This window comes from Limnoraphis robusta BA-68 BA1, from assembly GCF_034932365.1.
GTDB classification, from domain to species: domain Bacteria; phylum Cyanobacteriota; class Cyanobacteriia; order Cyanobacteriales; family Microcoleaceae; genus Capilliphycus; species Capilliphycus robustus.
Genome location: NZ_JAYGHR010000074.1, coordinates 21,512 through 38,006 on the forward strand (window position 1 = coordinate 21,512; position 16,495 = coordinate 38,006).

A 16,495-nucleotide genomic window follows, 5' to 3' on the forward strand; every position below is an offset into this window, starting at 1 on the left:
TATACCTCTAATTGTTTGGGAAAATTGAGCGGTTCAAGACATCATCAACGGTGAAGGAGTCAATTGCCAATAATTTGATCAATTCTTCTCCGGTTTGTGCTATAGTTAAAATGAGAGAATCTGGGCGCCGGGAGATGGCTAACTGTTCCCAGGTCAAGCCGCCATCGAGAACGATTAGATCTTGACCATCCTCAAAGTCAAGCAACAGATCCAAACCTGAACCTGGTGATACAAAAAAGCGATCGCCTCCTTCCCCACCTGACAAGGTATCCTCCCCCTCTTCTCCCACTAACCAGTCATCTCCATCCCCTCCTGAAAGGCGATCGTTTCCTTCACCTGCATCTAGGGTGTCATCCCCGATATCCCCAAAAATTTGATCGTCTCCCTGGTTTCCATCTAGCCAGTCGTTTCCAACCCCACCATACAGAATATCATTCTCACTATTACCAGACAGTGTATCGTTTCCTTCATTTCCCCATAGCGTATCATTTCCCCCATTTCCCTCGATCCAGTCTTCTTCGAGGTTTCCTTCAATATAATCATTATCGATACCCCCTTGCAAAGTATCTTCACCCTTCCCCCCATGCAAGGTATCGTTTCCTTCATCTCCTGCTAAATAGTCGGCTTCGGTATTTCCATTGATCCAGTCGTTTCCGTCATCCCCAAAAATGCGATCGCTTCCCGAACCTCCATACAGATGATCTTCTCCATTTTCACCAGAAATATAATCATTTTCCTGATCTCCAAACCCTTGATCATCACCTAAACCCATTTGGAGAGTATCATTTCCCTCTCCACCGTGAAGGGTATCGTTTCCTTCATCTCCACTGAGATAGTCGTCATTTTCATTTGCGATCGCAATATCGTCACCTTCACCCGCAAACAGGCTATCTCTCCCTAATAAACCGAAAATTTGGTCATCTGCGGATGTTCCCATAATGCGATCTGAAGCATTCGTCGGAAATGCGATCGCTTCTCCTTCTAATTCTACATCGAATTTCAGATCAAAAGGTCGGTTCGGGGGTGTGATAGGAGGAATGTAAGCAGTCAGATCAAAGAGATCCGATGAACCAGGAACCTCAAAGATAGCAGTGGGTTGGGGTTCAAAAGTGGGTTCTGGAGTCGCTTCAATAGTTGGTGTTGGTGTTGGAATTATTTCAACAGTTGGTGTTGCTTCAACAGTTGGTGTTGGTGTTGGAATTATTTCAACAGTTGGTGTTGGAGTTGGTTCAACAGTTGGAGTTGGTTCAACAGTTGGAGTTGGAGTTAGTTCAACAGTTGGAGTTGGAGTTGGAATTATTTCAACAGTTGGAGTTATTTCAACAGTTGGTGTTGGAGTTGGAATTATTTCAACAGTTGGTGTTGGAGTTGGAATTATTTCAACAGTTGGTGTTGGTTCAACAGTTGGAATTATTTCAACAGTTGGAGTTGGAGTTGGTTCAACAGTTGGTGTTGGTTCAACAGTTGGAGTTGGAGTTGGTTCAATAGTTGGTGTTGGTTCAATAGTTGGTGTTGGAATTATTTCAACAGTTGGTGTTGGTTCAATAGTTGGTGTTGGAGTTATTTCAATAGTTGGTGTTGGAATTATTTCAACAGTTGGTGTTGGTTCAATAGTTGGTGTTGGAGTTGGTTCAATAGTTGGTGTTGGAGTTGGTTCAATAGTTGGAGTTGGTTCAACTATCGGAGTTGGAGTTGGTGTTGGTTCAATAGTTGGAGTTGGTTCAACAGTTGGAGTTATTTCAATAGTTGGAGTTGGTTCAATAGTTGGTGTTGGTTCAACTATCGGAGTTGGAGTTGGAGTTGGTTCAACTGTTGGAAGATCATCACTAATAATAGTCAGAGTGGTTGTACCAGGTGAACCCAATATTAGTTTTTGACTAGGGTTCGGGTTTGTGAGTGCAAAATTAACCGTTTCATCTTCTTCTATATCTTGATCATCTAAAATAGGAATGCTGATGATTTTTTGCGTTTCTCCAGGGTTAAAAGTAAGAACTCCGCGAGTAGCTGTGTAGTCGTCTCCTGCTGTTGCTGTTCCTCCCATCGTAGTATAGTCAATACTAACCGGAATACTCACAACTTGATCAAGATTCACTACTATTTCAACAAAACTATCCGTTTCTTTAACAGTATAAGTAGTCTGTTCTAGACTAACCGTTGCAGTCTTATTATCCGTGATTATTAATTCTGCGGTGTCACTTGTTCCGAGAGTCGCACCAGTAGGGTTAGAAAGTTGCAAGTCTACCGTTTCATCTGCTTCTATAATATCATCATTGTGAATCGGAACTGTAAAACTTTTTTCAGTTTCTCCGGGGTTAAAGGTTAGAGAGCCTGTTTTTTCAGTGTAGTCTGTTCCTGCTATTGCTGTTCCGTTTGCGGTAGAATAAATAACACTAATAGCTGAACTAGATGGGTTACTCAGACTGATATTAATCGTTGCAGTTTCCGCAAGTTCGCTAACAGTATAGATAGTCTGTTCAAAATCAATAATAGGAAGCGGATCATCGTTGGCGATCGCAACGGTTAGAGGAGAATTATTAAAAGTCTTTGTTTCCGATGAAGTGAGACTAAGTTCGAGAGTTTCTTCGGGTTCAAATATTTCATCTCCTAAAATATCTACTGTCAGGGTTTGAGTTGTTTCTCCAACCTCAAAGGTAATGTTTCCGCTTTTATTGACAACCGTTCCCCCAAGCCGAATATTATCATAATCTATTTCAGGAGTCGCCGTACCTTGCAGGGTATAATTAATCTGACTCTGTTGACTCTGATTTCCAGTTCGAGTTATAGTATAAGTAACCGTTTGACTGCTAGTATTTCCTTCAGTTATTTCTGTAGGGTTAACCGATAAACTGTAACTAATCTCATTATCTGCAATATCAACCTCAACATTTCCCACCCCAATATTATCGTAATTTCCATCATTGCTAGTAACGGCATGAATTAGGGTTTGGCTGTGGTTTCCTTCAAGAACCGTATCATCTATTACTGTAATAGTAACCGTTTGGGGAATATTCCAGTTTGTCTCATCAAAAATAACAGAAGAAACTGCTTGAACCTGGCTTCCCGTATCAATAGAAATACTAACAGGTTGAGTCGGTTGGGTGGCGAGTTTAAGGGTGTAAGTTGTTGTCTCTCCTTCGCTAATATCGAGGGTGTTCTGAGTTACAATAACTTGAGGAGTATTATTATCAATGAGAGTCGTAGTTACCGTTTTAGTTTCCGTCTCCGTGCCGTTGATAATGTTATCAATACTAACTTCTACCGTTTCGTTTACTTCGGCGAGATTATCTATCTTTCCGGTTAACGTAATGCTGTTTTCAATCTCCCCTGCTGGAATAATGATCGATGTATTATTAGCCGTGTAGTCTACCCCAAACGTTGCGGTTCCTCCAAAGTTTAAATGAACCGTTACATCTTGGCTTGAAACAGCATCTAAACTCGCAGTAATAGTGGTTGTATTTGCAGTTTCAGAAAAAACAGCATCACTCAAACTGAGGCTAACATGAGGAGGAGGATCAATATCTACCAGCGTAATAGTATGAGTTGAAGTTCCCCCAACTGTCGCGTTAGTTGGTGTTTCTAAGTTGAAAATAATCGTTTCATCGACTTCATCGAGGTTATCTTGACTCAAATTCAGTGAAATAATGGCTTGAGAATTTCCCGCAGGGATGATAATTGAACTTAGGTTAATAGTATAGTCGCTGTTATTGGTTGCTGTTCCTGTCACCGCAAACGGAACCGTAATATTAACTCCCGCTACAGCAGACAGTTGAATAATAGCTGTTATTGTTTCCCCTTCTTCACCGCTTTGGTTAGCCGTTGCAAAATTAACTGTCGGAGCAGTATCATTATCTTGAATAGTACCCTCTCCGGTTCCATCCGTTATCCCTGCATTCGATGGGTTGCTGAGAACTAAATTAAACGTTTCATCTGCTTCAAATAAGCTATCTCCCGTGATACTAACGTTAACAGTTTTACTCGTTTCTCCTGGTTCAAATGTCAGACTTCCTGTTTTTGAGGTGTAGTCTGTTCCTGCGGTGGCGGTAGCATTTTCGGTACTGTAGTTAACTGTAACCGTTTTACTGGTTGGATGAGAAAGACTAACGGTAAAAGTAGTATTGACAGTTCCGCTATCCGGTTCTAAACTATTAACATCATTCACCAATAAATTCGGAATTTCACCCAGAGAATTCGCTGATTTTGGTGTACCATAGATCAGGTTATTATTCGCATCAATACCGTTAATTGTTAGTCCATCATTAGTACGCCAATTATTATCATCTCCGGGTAGAGTCGGATCGATCCGTTCCATTGTAAAACGAACTGGGTTTTTATTGTCACCGGCTACCCAACCTCCACCATCCTCATTCACAATATCAATAATAGTCCCATCAGGAGATTTTAAAGTTAGAGTTTCTCCCTCATTTCCTAACGCTCCTGTATAAATCAAGTCTGCTGTGATATTATTAACAGTAGTCTCATCTGTTCGTTCTAGTAATAAATAACCTTCAGGTGCGATAATTGTTCCATTGGGAATTGTTTTATTAGGAATTCCGTCACTCGCTTCCAATTTCCAACCACTCAAGTTAATGCTTGTATAACCTGGGTTGTACAGTTCGATCCATTCATCATTAACGCTATTCGCTGTTCCCATCCAAGCAATTTCATTAATGACAACACTCAAGGGTAAAATTGCTTCATAAGCACCAATATCAGGTAAACTATCTCTAGATATTCCCCGTTGATCGGTTGTTTTTGCAGTAGATAGATCGGCTGTATTAATAGCAAGACTTCCCGATAATAAACTATGAGTCGGAGTTGAACCTCCGTTATTAACAAGTGTAGAATTGAGTCCAACTTCTGCAAAAGTTCCGGTTAAGTTATTGGTTTGAGTGTTTCCAACCAAAGTATTATTTTGATTTCCCGCTAAAATACTATTGCTGAGAACATTAACAGTATTTAGGTTGTCAATAGCATAACCTTGATTTCCCGCAATTGTGCTATGATTAATCTTGTTAACAACTCCTGTATTAACAATCCCCGAAACTGGGTTACTGCTAATGGTGCTATTTTCTATTGTTAATGTTCCCGTCGTATTAACAATAGCACTGGGAAAAATCCCCCCAGGGATCGCACTATTATTACTAACGGTACTTTCTGTTAAACTTAAAATACCCTCATTGCGAATAGCACTCCCATTTTTACCAGTATTTCCATCAAACCAACTCTTGCTAAGAGTAACAGTGCCATTCGTTGTATTAATCAGTCCCCCACCGCCACTCGCCTCGCTACTATTACCTTGAGCAACGTTGTTAATAATGCTACTATTTATAATAGTCAGAGTTCCATCATTGCCAATTCCTCCCCCATCATCGTTTGAAACATTATTGCGAATAATCGTTTGATTTAGGGTAAGATTTTCTTGATTATAAATTCCGCCCCCATCTTCGCTTCCGGTGACTGTTCCCTTTTCAAGGGTTAATCCCTGGATGATGACATTAATTTGGTCATTTGTGTTATCATCAATCAGAAAAACACGGGAATTGTTGTTCCCGCTAATAAGAATATCAGTTTCTAAACCGTTAATTGTGAGAGCGCTGGTAATGACCAGTTGCGAACCGTTTAGAGTTATGGTAGAATTAGCTAGGCTAGGATGAAATACAATCGTATCTCCTGTAGAATCGTTGTTAGCAGTAATAATAGCTTCTCGTAGGGTAACTAAGCCATCCCCCGCTATCGTGTTATCCGCATTACTATTGACAGTAATAGTAGCGAATACTCCGGGATAAGTTTGCTTAAAAGTCTCTGAAAAAATTGGGTAAATCGTTTGTTTTCCCGTCTTCCAGTCAAAATTCCAACTTCCCCCAAACTTAGGGTTTCCCACTCGCTGGGAAGATGCAATAATCTCTATTCCTAGAATATCACTCAGTTGTTTTAAGAAATTTTGACCTTCTTTCCCGGCTGCGACTTCACATCCATATAAGACTAAAATACTCCCATGCTGGGAAGATGACGGAAACCAAGACTTAAGTCTAGAAGTATAGCCAGGGAGGGTGTGAGAATTTAGCTGAACATTCCCTAAGTTCAAGCATCCGGGTGAACCGTGACTAATCAGGTGAACGGAAGCAAAAGCTGGGTATTGTTTGAGGATTTCCGCTATTTGGATAATAGCATTGCGATCGCGATCAAGCAAGACTATTTCTGTTCCTGGACTAATCCCCGAGATCAGATCAGGATAATCGTTTATGCTAGAATCAATCAGGGCAATAGCAGAGTCAGAACAGAGATTAGGATGAGCGAATGGGGCTAAGACTAGAGGATTTATAGTTGTTAAAACGCTATTTTTACGCATCGCAAAGGCTTAGAGAATTAGTAATCAAAAAAGACGCTTTGAATTGTTTTCAGGCGATATTTTCAATGAGGGTAGGGTTTACTCCTATTTTTGCTAGATTCCTAGAACGAACAAAGTAAACATTTCAAGAGTTTTTCTCGAATCAAGTTTAACTCTCGTTTTCGTTTTAATATTTGATGAGATTTGAGGCTAAGAGGAAAATGCAAGAGATAGAAACAAAAACCTCGAGATTACGATTGATTTCGAGTTGAGTATTAATAATGGCTCAAAACAATTACCCAGATCTTGTCTATCATACCATCAAGCTTACAAAAAATACAAGATATAGCAGAAGTCAGGAGACAGGAGACAGGAGACAGAATTGAAACCTTTATCATAAAAGGATTTGACAGAAAAACAGTGTCCTAATCAACTCTTTCTCTGCTATAAAACCGTGTCATTTTAGGGTTTGGGTGTGATCCGTAACCCCCGCTTAACCTCTGTCAAAATCCTCGCTAATGTGATAACGAATGTCAAGTTATATGAATTTTTGATGCTTTTTTAAGGACGAACATACCGCAAACGAGCGAGAAAAGAGGGACGTTTAAGCTGAGTCACGACTTCTTCTAAAGGCAAAATCCGCACTTTATTACGATGTAAAACATTCACTTGATAAACCTTCTTATTGTTGATATCAAGTCCAGTTAACCAACCACTTTTAGCATGATAAACTCCTGTGTCAATCCCTAACCATCCTTGTCCCTGAACTAAAGTTCCGGGTTCTATGCCATCAAACGTAAACGTAATCGTATGACCAATAATAATCAATTTATTGTTAAAATAGGGCTTAGGGATATTATGAAATTCGCGTCTGATCCAGCAAAATTCAGCTTCAGTTTGTTGAGAAAGAGGCAGATTGGGATGAATTCCCGCATGAACTAACCAGACATCTCCTAAGTCTAAAAAAACCGGAAGTGATCGCATCCACTGAAGATGATCACGGGGCATCATACCCGCTTCTTGATAACTGTTAATCGTCGAATGTCCGCCACTATAAAGCCAAGCCTGCCAAGCCGAAGTATTTTTTCCAACTTCCGGTAAGGCATTTAACATCAATTGTTCGTGGTTTCCCATCAAACAACGATAAGGACTATTTTTAACAAAATCGACGACTTGAGCGCTTTTTGGGCCACGATCTACTAAATCTCCGAGAAAATAGACCTGATCTTCTTCTCCAGGAGCAAGTTTTTCGAGAAGCGTCATCATGCCATCATAATGCCCATGTACATCACCAATGATCAGGCGTCGGTTTGGCATTGTCTTTCACCGGGGGTTCCTCTATGAAAAATGGAGATCAGGCTTTATCGACTCAGAGCATTCAGAAAGCTTTGCAGTCCCGCCAGAAAGCTTTGCTTTTTCGGCTGAGGTTTGGCGGACTCGGTAGAATCTCCCTGGCTTGGGCTAGTTCCTGCTAATATTTGATCGAGCTGATCTCCAACGGGCTTAGTTTGTTCTTGAGTAATAAGCTGATATTCTCCGTCAATTTCTTGCCAGACTTCCCATAAAGAGGGATAACAGCGATAGAGTACGACATCACCTTCTAAGGGTCTGAGATAATAGCAGGATTCAATCGTATTAATAAACCGTTCACGCAAGGCGCGAGCAGCATAGCCTATACCTATAATAGCAACATCTTCTAAGCGAGGATTAAGTAAAATCGTGGCGCGATCACCTGCTAACCGAGATAATTTTTCGACTTGTTCCACCTCCACCGCAGCCGGAGAAACCACCAAAAACCGTCCATCATCGTCTTGAAGACGGCTTTCTATCGGAGAACGACTACTTCCGAGATCGCTAACTCGAAACGGGGTTTCTCCCCAATCTCGACGGGCTAATGCAGCCGCCCCGGTATCTGGAAAAAAGACTTTCAGAATCAGATCAGATTGTTCAATAGCCGGAATAAATTGTTGAGCAATGGCTTGAGCTTGTAGTTCAATTTCTGGAAAAACTAACTCCACTTGCAGCAGTTTATAACCGTCATTGAGAGCGGCTTGAGTTGCTTGAGTGGCCTGTTCTACAGCTTCTTCTATACTTGTGGGTAATTGCGTCATAAACGGTCAAGGTTTACCTAGAATCTTGTTAAAAATCGAATTTCTTTAGGTATTGTATCTTAATTTGAATTCTTGAAATTAGGTAATTTGTAGGGGCGGGTTCCCCATAAATGGATGTCTTCTCAGCAACAGTCTGCATAAACCCGCCCCCTTCAACCTAGTTCTATGTGCAAGGACTGAGGCTTTTAGATAGAAATTAAAATCCCTCGGGTTCCCCATAAATGGATGTCTTCTCAGCAACAGTCTGCATAAACCCGCCCCCTTCAACCTAGTCCTATGTGCAAGGACTGAGGCTTTTAGATAGAAATTAAAATCCCTGTTGAGTTGAGGGCGGGTTTATCTAAGTTGTTTCTGGGAAATATAGATTTTTGCGGAACCCGCCCCTACCCGTTTACACCCTAACAACAACAGGTAAAGGTTTGAGTCGTTGGAGAATTTGTTTTAAAACCATTGCTGTCCAATCAATATCCGCTTCTGTCGTGTCTCGTCCTAAAGTCAGGCGAATTCCCCCTAAAGCCGTTTTTTCGTCATATCCCATCGCCAATAAAATCGGACTCGGGCTGAGTTTCCCACTATGACAAGCCGAACCTGCACTAATACCAATTCCAGCGAGATTCATTTGTCTAACGAGGGTTTTTCCGGTAATAGGTGATAAACTTTCCCCCATTTGCGGCTTTAAACAAAAACTAACATGATGGGGTAATCGGTGAATGCGATCGCCTGTGGGAATTAAATCCGGGACATCAGCTAATAAATCAAACAAGCGATCGCGTAACTGAATTAACCGAGGAGTTTCTGTTACCATATCTTCTAGTGCGAGTACGGCCGCAACTCCAAACCCCACAATCCCCGGAACCGCTTCAGTTCCAGAGCGTAACTTCGTTTCTTGGCCTCCTCCGGTTAACAGAGGTTTGAGTTCAACTCCGGGCTTGACGTAAAGGGCGCCGCTTCCTTGAGGGCCATAAAGTTTGTGACTGGAAAGCGATAATAAATCAACCGGTAAAGTTTGAACATTGATCGGTATTCGTCCAGCGACTTGTACCGCATCGATATGAAATAAAACCCCATGAGATCGGGCAATTTTGCCTAACGCTTCAATCGGTTGTAACGTGCCGATTTCACTTTGTCCGTAAATCACCGATACTAAGACAGTATTGGGTTGTATTGCCGCTTGCAAGTCTAACGGATGAACCCTCCCCAGGCGATCCACTGGCAGACGTGTTACCTGCCATCCCCATTGTTCCAGTAATTTTGCAGGTTCGGCGATCGCGGAATGTTCGACACTGGAAATAATCAGATGTTGAGGCGTAGAATAACATCGAGCCACGCCCATAATAGCCATGTTATCGGCTTCAGTACCGCCTGATGTAAAAATAATTGATTCAGGGGGAGCGTTAATCAGATGAGCAACTTGGCTTCTAGATTTTTCTAACACGGTTGCTGACCTTTGACCCCATTCATGTAAGCTGGAAGGATTGCCCCATTGTTGCGTGAGAACGGCTTGCATCGCGGCGATCGCTTCGCAACGAGTAGGTGTGGTTGCACTATAGTCTAAGTAGATTTGCATAGGTTTATTGGTTTCTTTTCAGTCTGAATGAGAAAGGCTAATTTTTGGGGAACTCAGAAACACCTTGATTCGTCTACAATAGCGTTGGATCAATCTCCTGGCTTACAAACGTTGTAATCTTCGTGAGAGAGAATTCTCTGAGGGACTACAAAATTGCCGCTATCTTGACAAAGCATCCGATAGTTGCGAGTCACGGGAATACTGATAATAAAGCGATTATGTCGCAGTCGTTTCCCACCAAAGTCACGGTAGGTTTTATCATCGCTTAATCCGGCTAGAATCGCCCGTGCTTTAATGACCACATAATCAGGTAAGCCTCTGAGATCGATGATATCTTGCTCGAAGGACGCTTCCCATTCTTGCTTTTTATTTCGTTTCTCTGCTAGCTCTTGATCTTCTCGCTGTTCTACCATTTGCTGGTGTTTACACCGATGGCAGATTTGTCCATATCCCTTGTGGCCACACTGAAATGTTCTCTTTCTTCTAGGCATAACACTAATGTGAGGGTTCTGACCCAGGTCGTGCGAACAAAATAGGAAGTCCTACAACCCTTGTACGACTAAAGGTTGCGGGATATTATGCAAAACTAACTTTGCACAGATTTAAGTTAAGCTCTATTTAATAGATTACCTGCCTTCCGAGACATCCCCCAAGCGGATGTGTTTGAAAAACTCACTCTTGTTAGTCCCAATGTTAAAAGTGTAGAATATCAACGGGTTTGAAGAGATTTGGGAAATATTAAGATTCTCAACCTCAACAATATCCCTCAAAAGCTGACATTCTCAGGAAAACTGGACAGAATAAACCTTCGTCAGAGAATTTGTTAATCTCAATAACAATCTATCCTCAGACGGTTGACTGCTGACTAAAATAATATTTATATACCAGTCGAAGCCGAGATTAGGACACTGTTTTTCTGTCAAATCCTTTTATGATAAAGGTTTCAATTCTGTCTCCTGTCTCGGTGTCTCCTGACTTCTGCTATAAATGATCGCTCATTCCATAAACCCGTGCATTTACTTCAGAAAAATAGACTAATTATCGGTTTAGCAGTCGTCTTAGTTATATTTCTTTTCAGCCGTTGTTTGATGGATAAAAAAACGTCTCAATCGGCTTTAAAACCGCTTCTTGAAACCTTAACTCAAGATCCTTTAATTCAAGCTTACTTTAATCAATCTCAGGCTTCTGTTTATACCGAACCCTATCGCCAACAAACTCGCCTGGGAGATGATCTCGAACAAATTATTATCGATAGGATTAAAACGGCAACTTCTACTATAGATGTCGCTGTTCAAGAATTCCGTTTACCTCAACTAGCAGAAGTTCTCGTTAACCAACATCAAGCAGGGGTTAAAGTTAGAATCATCCTAGAAAATAATTATAGTCGTCCCTGGAGTCGTTTAACAGAAAATGAAGTCAATCAACTCTCCGAACAAGAACGCGATCGCTATTTAGAATTTGTTAAATTAGTTGATATTAATCAAGATGGTCAACTTTCTACAGAAGAAATCAATCAACGCGATGCTTTAGTTATCATCAATAATGCCAAAATTCCCTGGATAGACGATACCGCAGATGGTTCAAAAGGATCAGGGTTAATGCACCATAAATTTGTGATTGTTGATGGTAAAACTATCATTCTCACTTCCGCTAATTTTACCCTCAGTGATATTCATGGAGACTTAGACGAACCGGAAAGTCGCGGAAATGCCAATAATTTATTAAAAGTTGAAAGTTCCCAATTCGCCCGTTTATTCACTCAAGAATTTAATTTGATGTGGGGAGATGGCCCTGGGGGTGAACTTGATAGCCAATTTGGAACCAAAAAACCCTATCGTCGGGTTGAAGATGTTACCGTTGGAAATACCCCTATTTTAGTTCAATTTTCACCCACTCCTCGCAGTCAAACTTGGGAAAATAGTGTTAATGGTTTAATTGCTAAAACGTTAACTGAAACCAAACAATCAATCAATTTTGCATTGTTTGTTTTTTCAGAACAAAGGTTAGTTGATATGATGGAAACAACCGTTCAACGTTCGATAAAATTACGGGGAATCATTGACCCGGGTTTTGCTTATCGGGACTATAGCGAAATGTTAGATATGATGGGTATTGCTGCGGTGAATAACTGCAAATATGAGGAGAAAAATCGTCCTTGGAAACAACCCATTTCAACCGTTGGCGTTCCCAATTTACCCCCCGGAGATAAGTTACATCATAAGTTCGGAATTGTTGATAATGAAGTTGTTATTACAGGTTCTCAAAACTGGACAGAAGCCGCCAATACAACCAACGATGAAACCTTAATTGTGATTAAAAATCCCACAGTTGCAGCCCATTTTAACCGAGAATTTAATCGACTCTATGATACCGCAACATTAGGAATTCCTGGGGGAATGTTGGCAAAAATTCAACAAGAGATAGAAGCTTGTCAAGGAAAAATTGAAAGCGTCTCAAAGCCTCCCCGTTGGAGTTTAGGATACAAAATTAACTTAAATACCGCCACTTTAGAAGAATTAGAAACTTTACCCGGCGTTGGCCCCAAATTAGCCCAACGTATTATTCAAACCCGTCAACAACAACCGTTTACTTCCCTAGAAGACTTCCAACGAGTCCCCGGAGTTGGGCCAAAAATGATTGAAAAATTACGAGATCAGGTAACATGGTAGGGATGCTACATCATTTTGAAATTTAGTTAAAATTATCAGTAGAGGTTTATCAACTCAAATCATGGAAAATACCGCAAATCAACAATTTAAAATAACCCAGCTTACAGCAGTTAATGTTGCTAAAGCAATACCAATTTTCTTGTTAATTGGCTGTGCAATCTTGTTTGGAATTCACGATGTGCGGCAAGTCATTTATCTCTGTTTGCATATTAGTTATTGTGTTTGGTGGTTGGTTGAACAATGGTTTTATCCAAAGCGTGGAGAGATGTTATTTAATGAACCTGCTGGAGTGTTTGAATTTATATTCATCCTCTTCTATGTGGGGTTTCTTTACACACTTCCGGGTTATTTAGCCTTTGTTAACCCCGAACCCATTTCAATGATTACGGTTGGAATTGCTTTACCTCTGTTCTTTTTTGGCAGTTTAATTAATGCCAGTGCGGACGCACAAAAATTAACCGCAAAAGAGTTCGGTGCGGGTTTGGTTCAAGATAATATTTGGCGACTTTCTCGCAATATTAACTACTTCGGAGATTTGATGAGATATCTCAGTTTTGCCGTGGTTGCGGGTTCGCTCTGGGCTTATATTGTACCGGGGCAAGTCATGGCACTTTATCTACTAAGAATGAATCAAAAAGACCTCAGCATGAGCGAAAAATATCCCGAATATCAGGAATACAAACAAAATACTCGCAGATTGATTCCCTTTATTTGGTAATTTTCATTAGGATTAAAAGAGATGAGGTAAAAGTATTAATACAATCCTCATCTTTTTTGTTATAATCAAAATAATTCCTGAGTCTGTTGAGAATTATGGCGATCGCAACTCCTAAACGTTTTACAGTAGCAGAATATCACCGTTTAACTGAACTCGGATTTTTTACCGAAGATGATCGGGTTGAACTTATTAGCGGAGAATTTTTTGATATGGCGGCGAAAGGAACCCCTCACGCTGTTTGTGAGACTCGTTTAGAACGGGAATTATACAAGCTTATTGGAGACAAAGCAACTCTCAGAGGACAACAACCGATTATTTTATCTTCCAATAGCGAACCAGAACCGGATCGGGTTATTGTTGTTAACCGTGAAGATGATTATTTAAGTTCTCATCCAACGGCTGAGGATATTTTACTGCTAATTGAGATATCTGATTCATCTTTAGATTATGATCAAGAAATCAAGTTAATGGCTTATGCTGAAAATCATATCAAAGATTATTGGATTTTTAACTTAATTGATTATCAACTGGAATGTTACAACGAACCCTATCAAAAACTTGATCAATCTTTTGGTTATCGTCGCAAGTTAATTATGTTACCGAATGAAAGCGTTATTTTACCTTGTTTTCCAGAATTATCCTTAGAATTATCAAAAATATTTCCACCTCAGTTTAACTCTTAAATTACAGTAATATTTTCATAACTTGAGTAACTTCTTCTTGCAAGTCCTCTACAGTCATGGTTTCATCAAAAGGACTAATTTTATATTCACGCATTATATTAGATAATTGTCCGCGATTAATTTTTAACATTTCTGCGGCACGTCCAGCACTAATTTCAGCATGGCGTAGCAAGTCCATAACAAAGGCTTCTTTTGCTTTTTCTTGGGCGGCGAGAAATCGTTCTTCAGTGATAAATTCTGGAATCTCTGTAATGGTAAAAGTTACTTCCCGTTTCCGAAATGACATTTTTTTACCTCAGAATACTCAAATTTTAACTTCGTTTATCTAATAATATAATACATTTTAAAGCCGATAGGCGATTAACTTACCACAATCTGAGATAATAGTATGTTGCTCTCTACAGGAAATCAAAACCATGCGACTCTCGAAAATGTTATTTGTAACGTTGCGTGAAGATCCAGCCGAAGCCGAAATACCCAGTCATAAACTCTTGGTTCGTGCGGGTTATATTCGTCGCATTGGAAGCGGAATATATGCCTATCTTCCCCTCATGTGGCGGGTTTTGCAGAAAGTTTCGCAAATTGTCCGCGAAGAAATGAACGCCACCGGCGCCGAAGAATGTTTGCTACCTCAAGTTCAACCTGCGGAGTTGTGGCAAGAGTCCGGTCGATGGGATACTTATACTAAAGCAGAAGGGATTATGTTTGCTTTAACCGATCGCCGTAACCGAGATTTAGCCTTAGGGCCAACTCACGAAGAAGTGATCACAACTATTGCTAAAGAAATGATCCGTTCCTATCAACAACTTCCCCTACATTTATATCAAATTCAAACCAAATTTCGGGATGAAATTAGACCGCGTTTTGGGTTAATGCGGGGACGAGAATTTATAATGAAAGATGGCTATTCGTTCCATACTGATGAAGACAGTTTGAAAGAAACCTATAAAGCGATGGATCAAGCCTATCGTAATATGTTACGGCGCTGTGGGTTAGCATTTCGGGCGGTAGAAGCAGATTCTGGGGCGATAGGCGGATCGGGTTCTCAAGAGTTTATGGTGTTAGCGGAAGCGGGAGAAGATGAAGTTCTCTACACCGAAGATGGCAAATATGCAGCCAACGTTGAAAAGGCGGTTTCTCTCCCTGCTGATGCCGAACCTTCGGCGTTTAAAACCTATGAAAAACGAGAAACACCGAATACAGCAACCATAGAAACGCTGTGTAATTTTCTCAAATGTTCGCCGACGCAAATTGTGAAAAATGTTCTTTATCAGGCTGTTTTTGATAACGGGATGACGGTGTTAGTATTGGTGAGTATTCGGGGCGATCAAGATGTTAATGAGGTGAAGTTGCAAAATGAGTTAACTAAATTAACGAGTCAATATCAAGCAAAAGCCTTAATTTCCTTAACGGTTCCTGATGAGGAAGCACAACAAAAATGGGCAGCTAAACCGTTACCTTTGGGTTATATTGCACCCGATTTAGCGGATGATTATATAACCGGAAGTAAGCAGGTTAACGCTAAGTTTTTACGAATGGTTGATCAGACGGCTGTAGAGTTGGATAATTTTGTAACGGGGGCGAATGAGTCGGGATATCACGTTGTTGGGGCGAACTGGAAAAAAGAGTTTGAATTGCCTAAACTTGTAGTCGATATTAGAACTGCAAAAGCAGGCGATCGCGCAGTTCACGACGCCAAACAAATCTTAGAAACAGCCAGAGGAATTGAAGTCGGTCATATCTTCCAATTGGGAACAAAATATTCTAAAATAATGGGAGCAACCTGTACGAATGAAAAGGGCGAAGAAATTCCCTTAGTCATGGGGTGTTATGGGGTTGGGGTGTCGCGTTTAGCCCAGTCTGCGGTTGAACAATCTTATGATAAAGATGGGATTATTTGGCCTGTAGCGATCGCACCTTATCATGCTATTGTTACGATTCCTAACATTAACGATAGTGAGCAGGTAGAAGTGGCAGAAAATCTGTATAATCAGCTAAATAAAGCCGGAATAGAGACATTACTGGATGATCGCGACGAACGAGCCGGAGTCAAGTTCAAAGACGCGGATTTGATCGGGATTCCCTATCGGATTGTAACAGGGCGATCGCTCAAATCGGGTAAAGTGGAGATTGTTGAACGAGCTACCCACAATTCCCAAGAAGTCGCCATAGAAGATGTCGTCAAATATCTCCAGCAGTCCATCGCAGCAGCAATAGACAGTGAACAGTGACCAGTTATCAGTGACCAGTGGGGACAGTTATCAGTGACCAGTGACCAGTGACCAGTGGGGACAGTTATCAGTGACCAGTGACCAGTGACCAGTGGGGACAGTGAACAGTAACCAGTGACCAGTGACCAGTGACCAGTTAGCAGTTAAAGACTTCCCCTCTTGCCTGTTGCCTGTTGCCTGTTGCCTAA

General features: G+C 40.9%; 10 protein-coding genes. 4 read left to right on the forward strand and 6 right to left on the reverse strand.

Annotated features, from left to right (window positions below; translation table 11 throughout):
• Window positions 1-7: 7 nt before the first annotated feature.
• The 5 genes from VB836_RS21170 to VB836_RS21190 all read right to left on the reverse strand — a co-directional run bounded on the left by VB836_RS21170 (window position 8) and on the right by VB836_RS21190 (window position 10,497).
• The gene (locus VB836_RS21170; protein ID WP_323222284.1) at window positions 8-6,349 is read right to left on the reverse strand and encodes a Calx-beta domain-containing protein; all 6,342 of its coding nucleotides are present in this window, start codon (window positions 6,347-6,349) and stop codon (window positions 8-10) included.
• A gap of 540 nt (window positions 6,350-6,889) precedes the next feature.
• The gene (locus VB836_RS21175; RefSeq protein WP_046280915.1) at window positions 6,890-7,645 is read right to left on the reverse strand and encodes a metallophosphoesterase family protein; all 756 of its coding nucleotides are present in this window, start codon (window positions 7,643-7,645) and stop codon (window positions 6,890-6,892) included.
• Window positions 7,646-7,689: 44 nt separating this feature from the next.
• Entirely contained in the window at window positions 7,690-8,439 is a 750-nt protein-coding gene (locus VB836_RS21180) for a DUF1995 family protein (RefSeq protein ID WP_323222286.1), read from the reverse strand.
• A gap of 391 nt (window positions 8,440-8,830) precedes the next feature.
• Window positions 8,831-10,006, reverse strand: a complete 1,176-nt coding sequence (locus VB836_RS21185) for a cysteine desulfurase family protein (RefSeq protein ID WP_323222288.1) — start codon at window positions 10,004-10,006, stop codon at window positions 8,831-8,833.
• Window positions 10,007-10,095: 89 nt separating this feature from the next.
• On the reverse strand, window positions 10,096-10,497 hold the full coding sequence (locus VB836_RS21190; protein ID WP_046280912.1) for a DUF7682 family zinc-binding protein: 402 nt from the start codon (window positions 10,495-10,497) through the stop codon (window positions 10,096-10,098).
• 597 nt (window positions 10,498-11,094) lie between these two features.
• On the opposite strand from VB836_RS21190, the gene VB836_RS21195 reads away from it, so the two are divergent.
• From VB836_RS21195 to VB836_RS21205, 3 genes are all read left to right on the forward strand, one after another.
• On the forward strand, window positions 11,095-12,675 hold the full coding sequence (locus tag VB836_RS21195) for a DUF655 domain-containing protein (RefSeq protein ID WP_323222291.1): 1,581 nt from the start codon (window positions 11,095-11,097) through the stop codon (window positions 12,673-12,675).
• A gap of 61 nt (window positions 12,676-12,736) precedes the next feature.
• Window positions 12,737-13,393 (forward strand): DUF1295 domain-containing protein, encoded by a 657-nt coding sequence (locus tag VB836_RS21200; RefSeq protein WP_046280910.1) that lies wholly within the window; start codon window positions 12,737-12,739, stop codon window positions 13,391-13,393.
• Window positions 13,394-13,488: 95 nt separating this feature from the next.
• Window positions 13,489-14,076, forward strand: coding sequence for a Uma2 family endonuclease (locus VB836_RS21205; RefSeq protein WP_323222294.1), 588 nt, complete (start codon window positions 13,489-13,491; stop codon window positions 14,074-14,076).
• Between the two features lies 1 nt (window position 14,077).
• Here the strand turns inward: VB836_RS21205 and VB836_RS21210 are convergent, their stop codons facing one another.
• Window positions 14,078-14,362, reverse strand: coding sequence for a UPF0175 family protein (locus VB836_RS21210; RefSeq protein ID WP_046280908.1), 285 nt, complete (start codon window positions 14,360-14,362; stop codon window positions 14,078-14,080).
• A gap of 130 nt (window positions 14,363-14,492) precedes the next feature.
• Here VB836_RS21210 and proS point away from each other — a divergent pair, with 130 nt between their 5' ends.
• Window positions 14,493-16,307, forward strand: coding sequence for a proline--tRNA ligase (proS, locus tag VB836_RS21215; RefSeq protein ID WP_323222296.1), 1,815 nt, complete (start codon window positions 14,493-14,495; stop codon window positions 16,305-16,307).
• Window positions 16,308-16,495 lie beyond the last annotated feature (188 nt).

Coding starts and splice junctions, on each gene's coding strand:
- VB836_RS21170 (WP_323222284.1), bottom strand. CDS start 6,349: ATGCGTAAAAATAGCGTTTTAACAACTATAAATCCTCTAGTCTTAGCC.
- VB836_RS21175 (WP_046280915.1), bottom strand. CDS start 7,645: ATGCCAAACCGACGCCTGATCATTGGTGATGTACATGGGCATTATGAT.
- VB836_RS21180 (WP_323222286.1), bottom strand. CDS start 8,439: ATGACGCAATTACCCACAAGTATAGAAGAAGCTGTAGAACAGGCCACT.
- VB836_RS21185 (WP_323222288.1), bottom strand. CDS start 10,006: ATGCAAATCTACTTAGACTATAGTGCAACCACACCTACTCGTTGCGAA.
- VB836_RS21190 (WP_046280912.1), bottom strand. CDS start 10,497: ATGCCTAGAAGAAAGAGAACATTTCAGTGTGGCCACAAGGGATATGGA.
- VB836_RS21195 (WP_323222291.1), top strand. CDS start 11,095: ATGGATAAAAAAACGTCTCAATCGGCTTTAAAACCGCTTCTTGAAACC.
- VB836_RS21200 (WP_046280910.1), top strand. CDS start 12,737: ATGGAAAATACCGCAAATCAACAATTTAAAATAACCCAGCTTACAGCA.
- VB836_RS21205 (WP_323222294.1), top strand. CDS start 13,489: ATGGCGATCGCAACTCCTAAACGTTTTACAGTAGCAGAATATCACCGT.
- VB836_RS21210 (WP_046280908.1), bottom strand. CDS start 14,362: ATGTCATTTCGGAAACGGGAAGTAACTTTTACCATTACAGAGATTCCA.
- proS (WP_323222296.1), top strand. CDS start 14,493: ATGCGACTCTCGAAAATGTTATTTGTAACGTTGCGTGAAGATCCAGCC.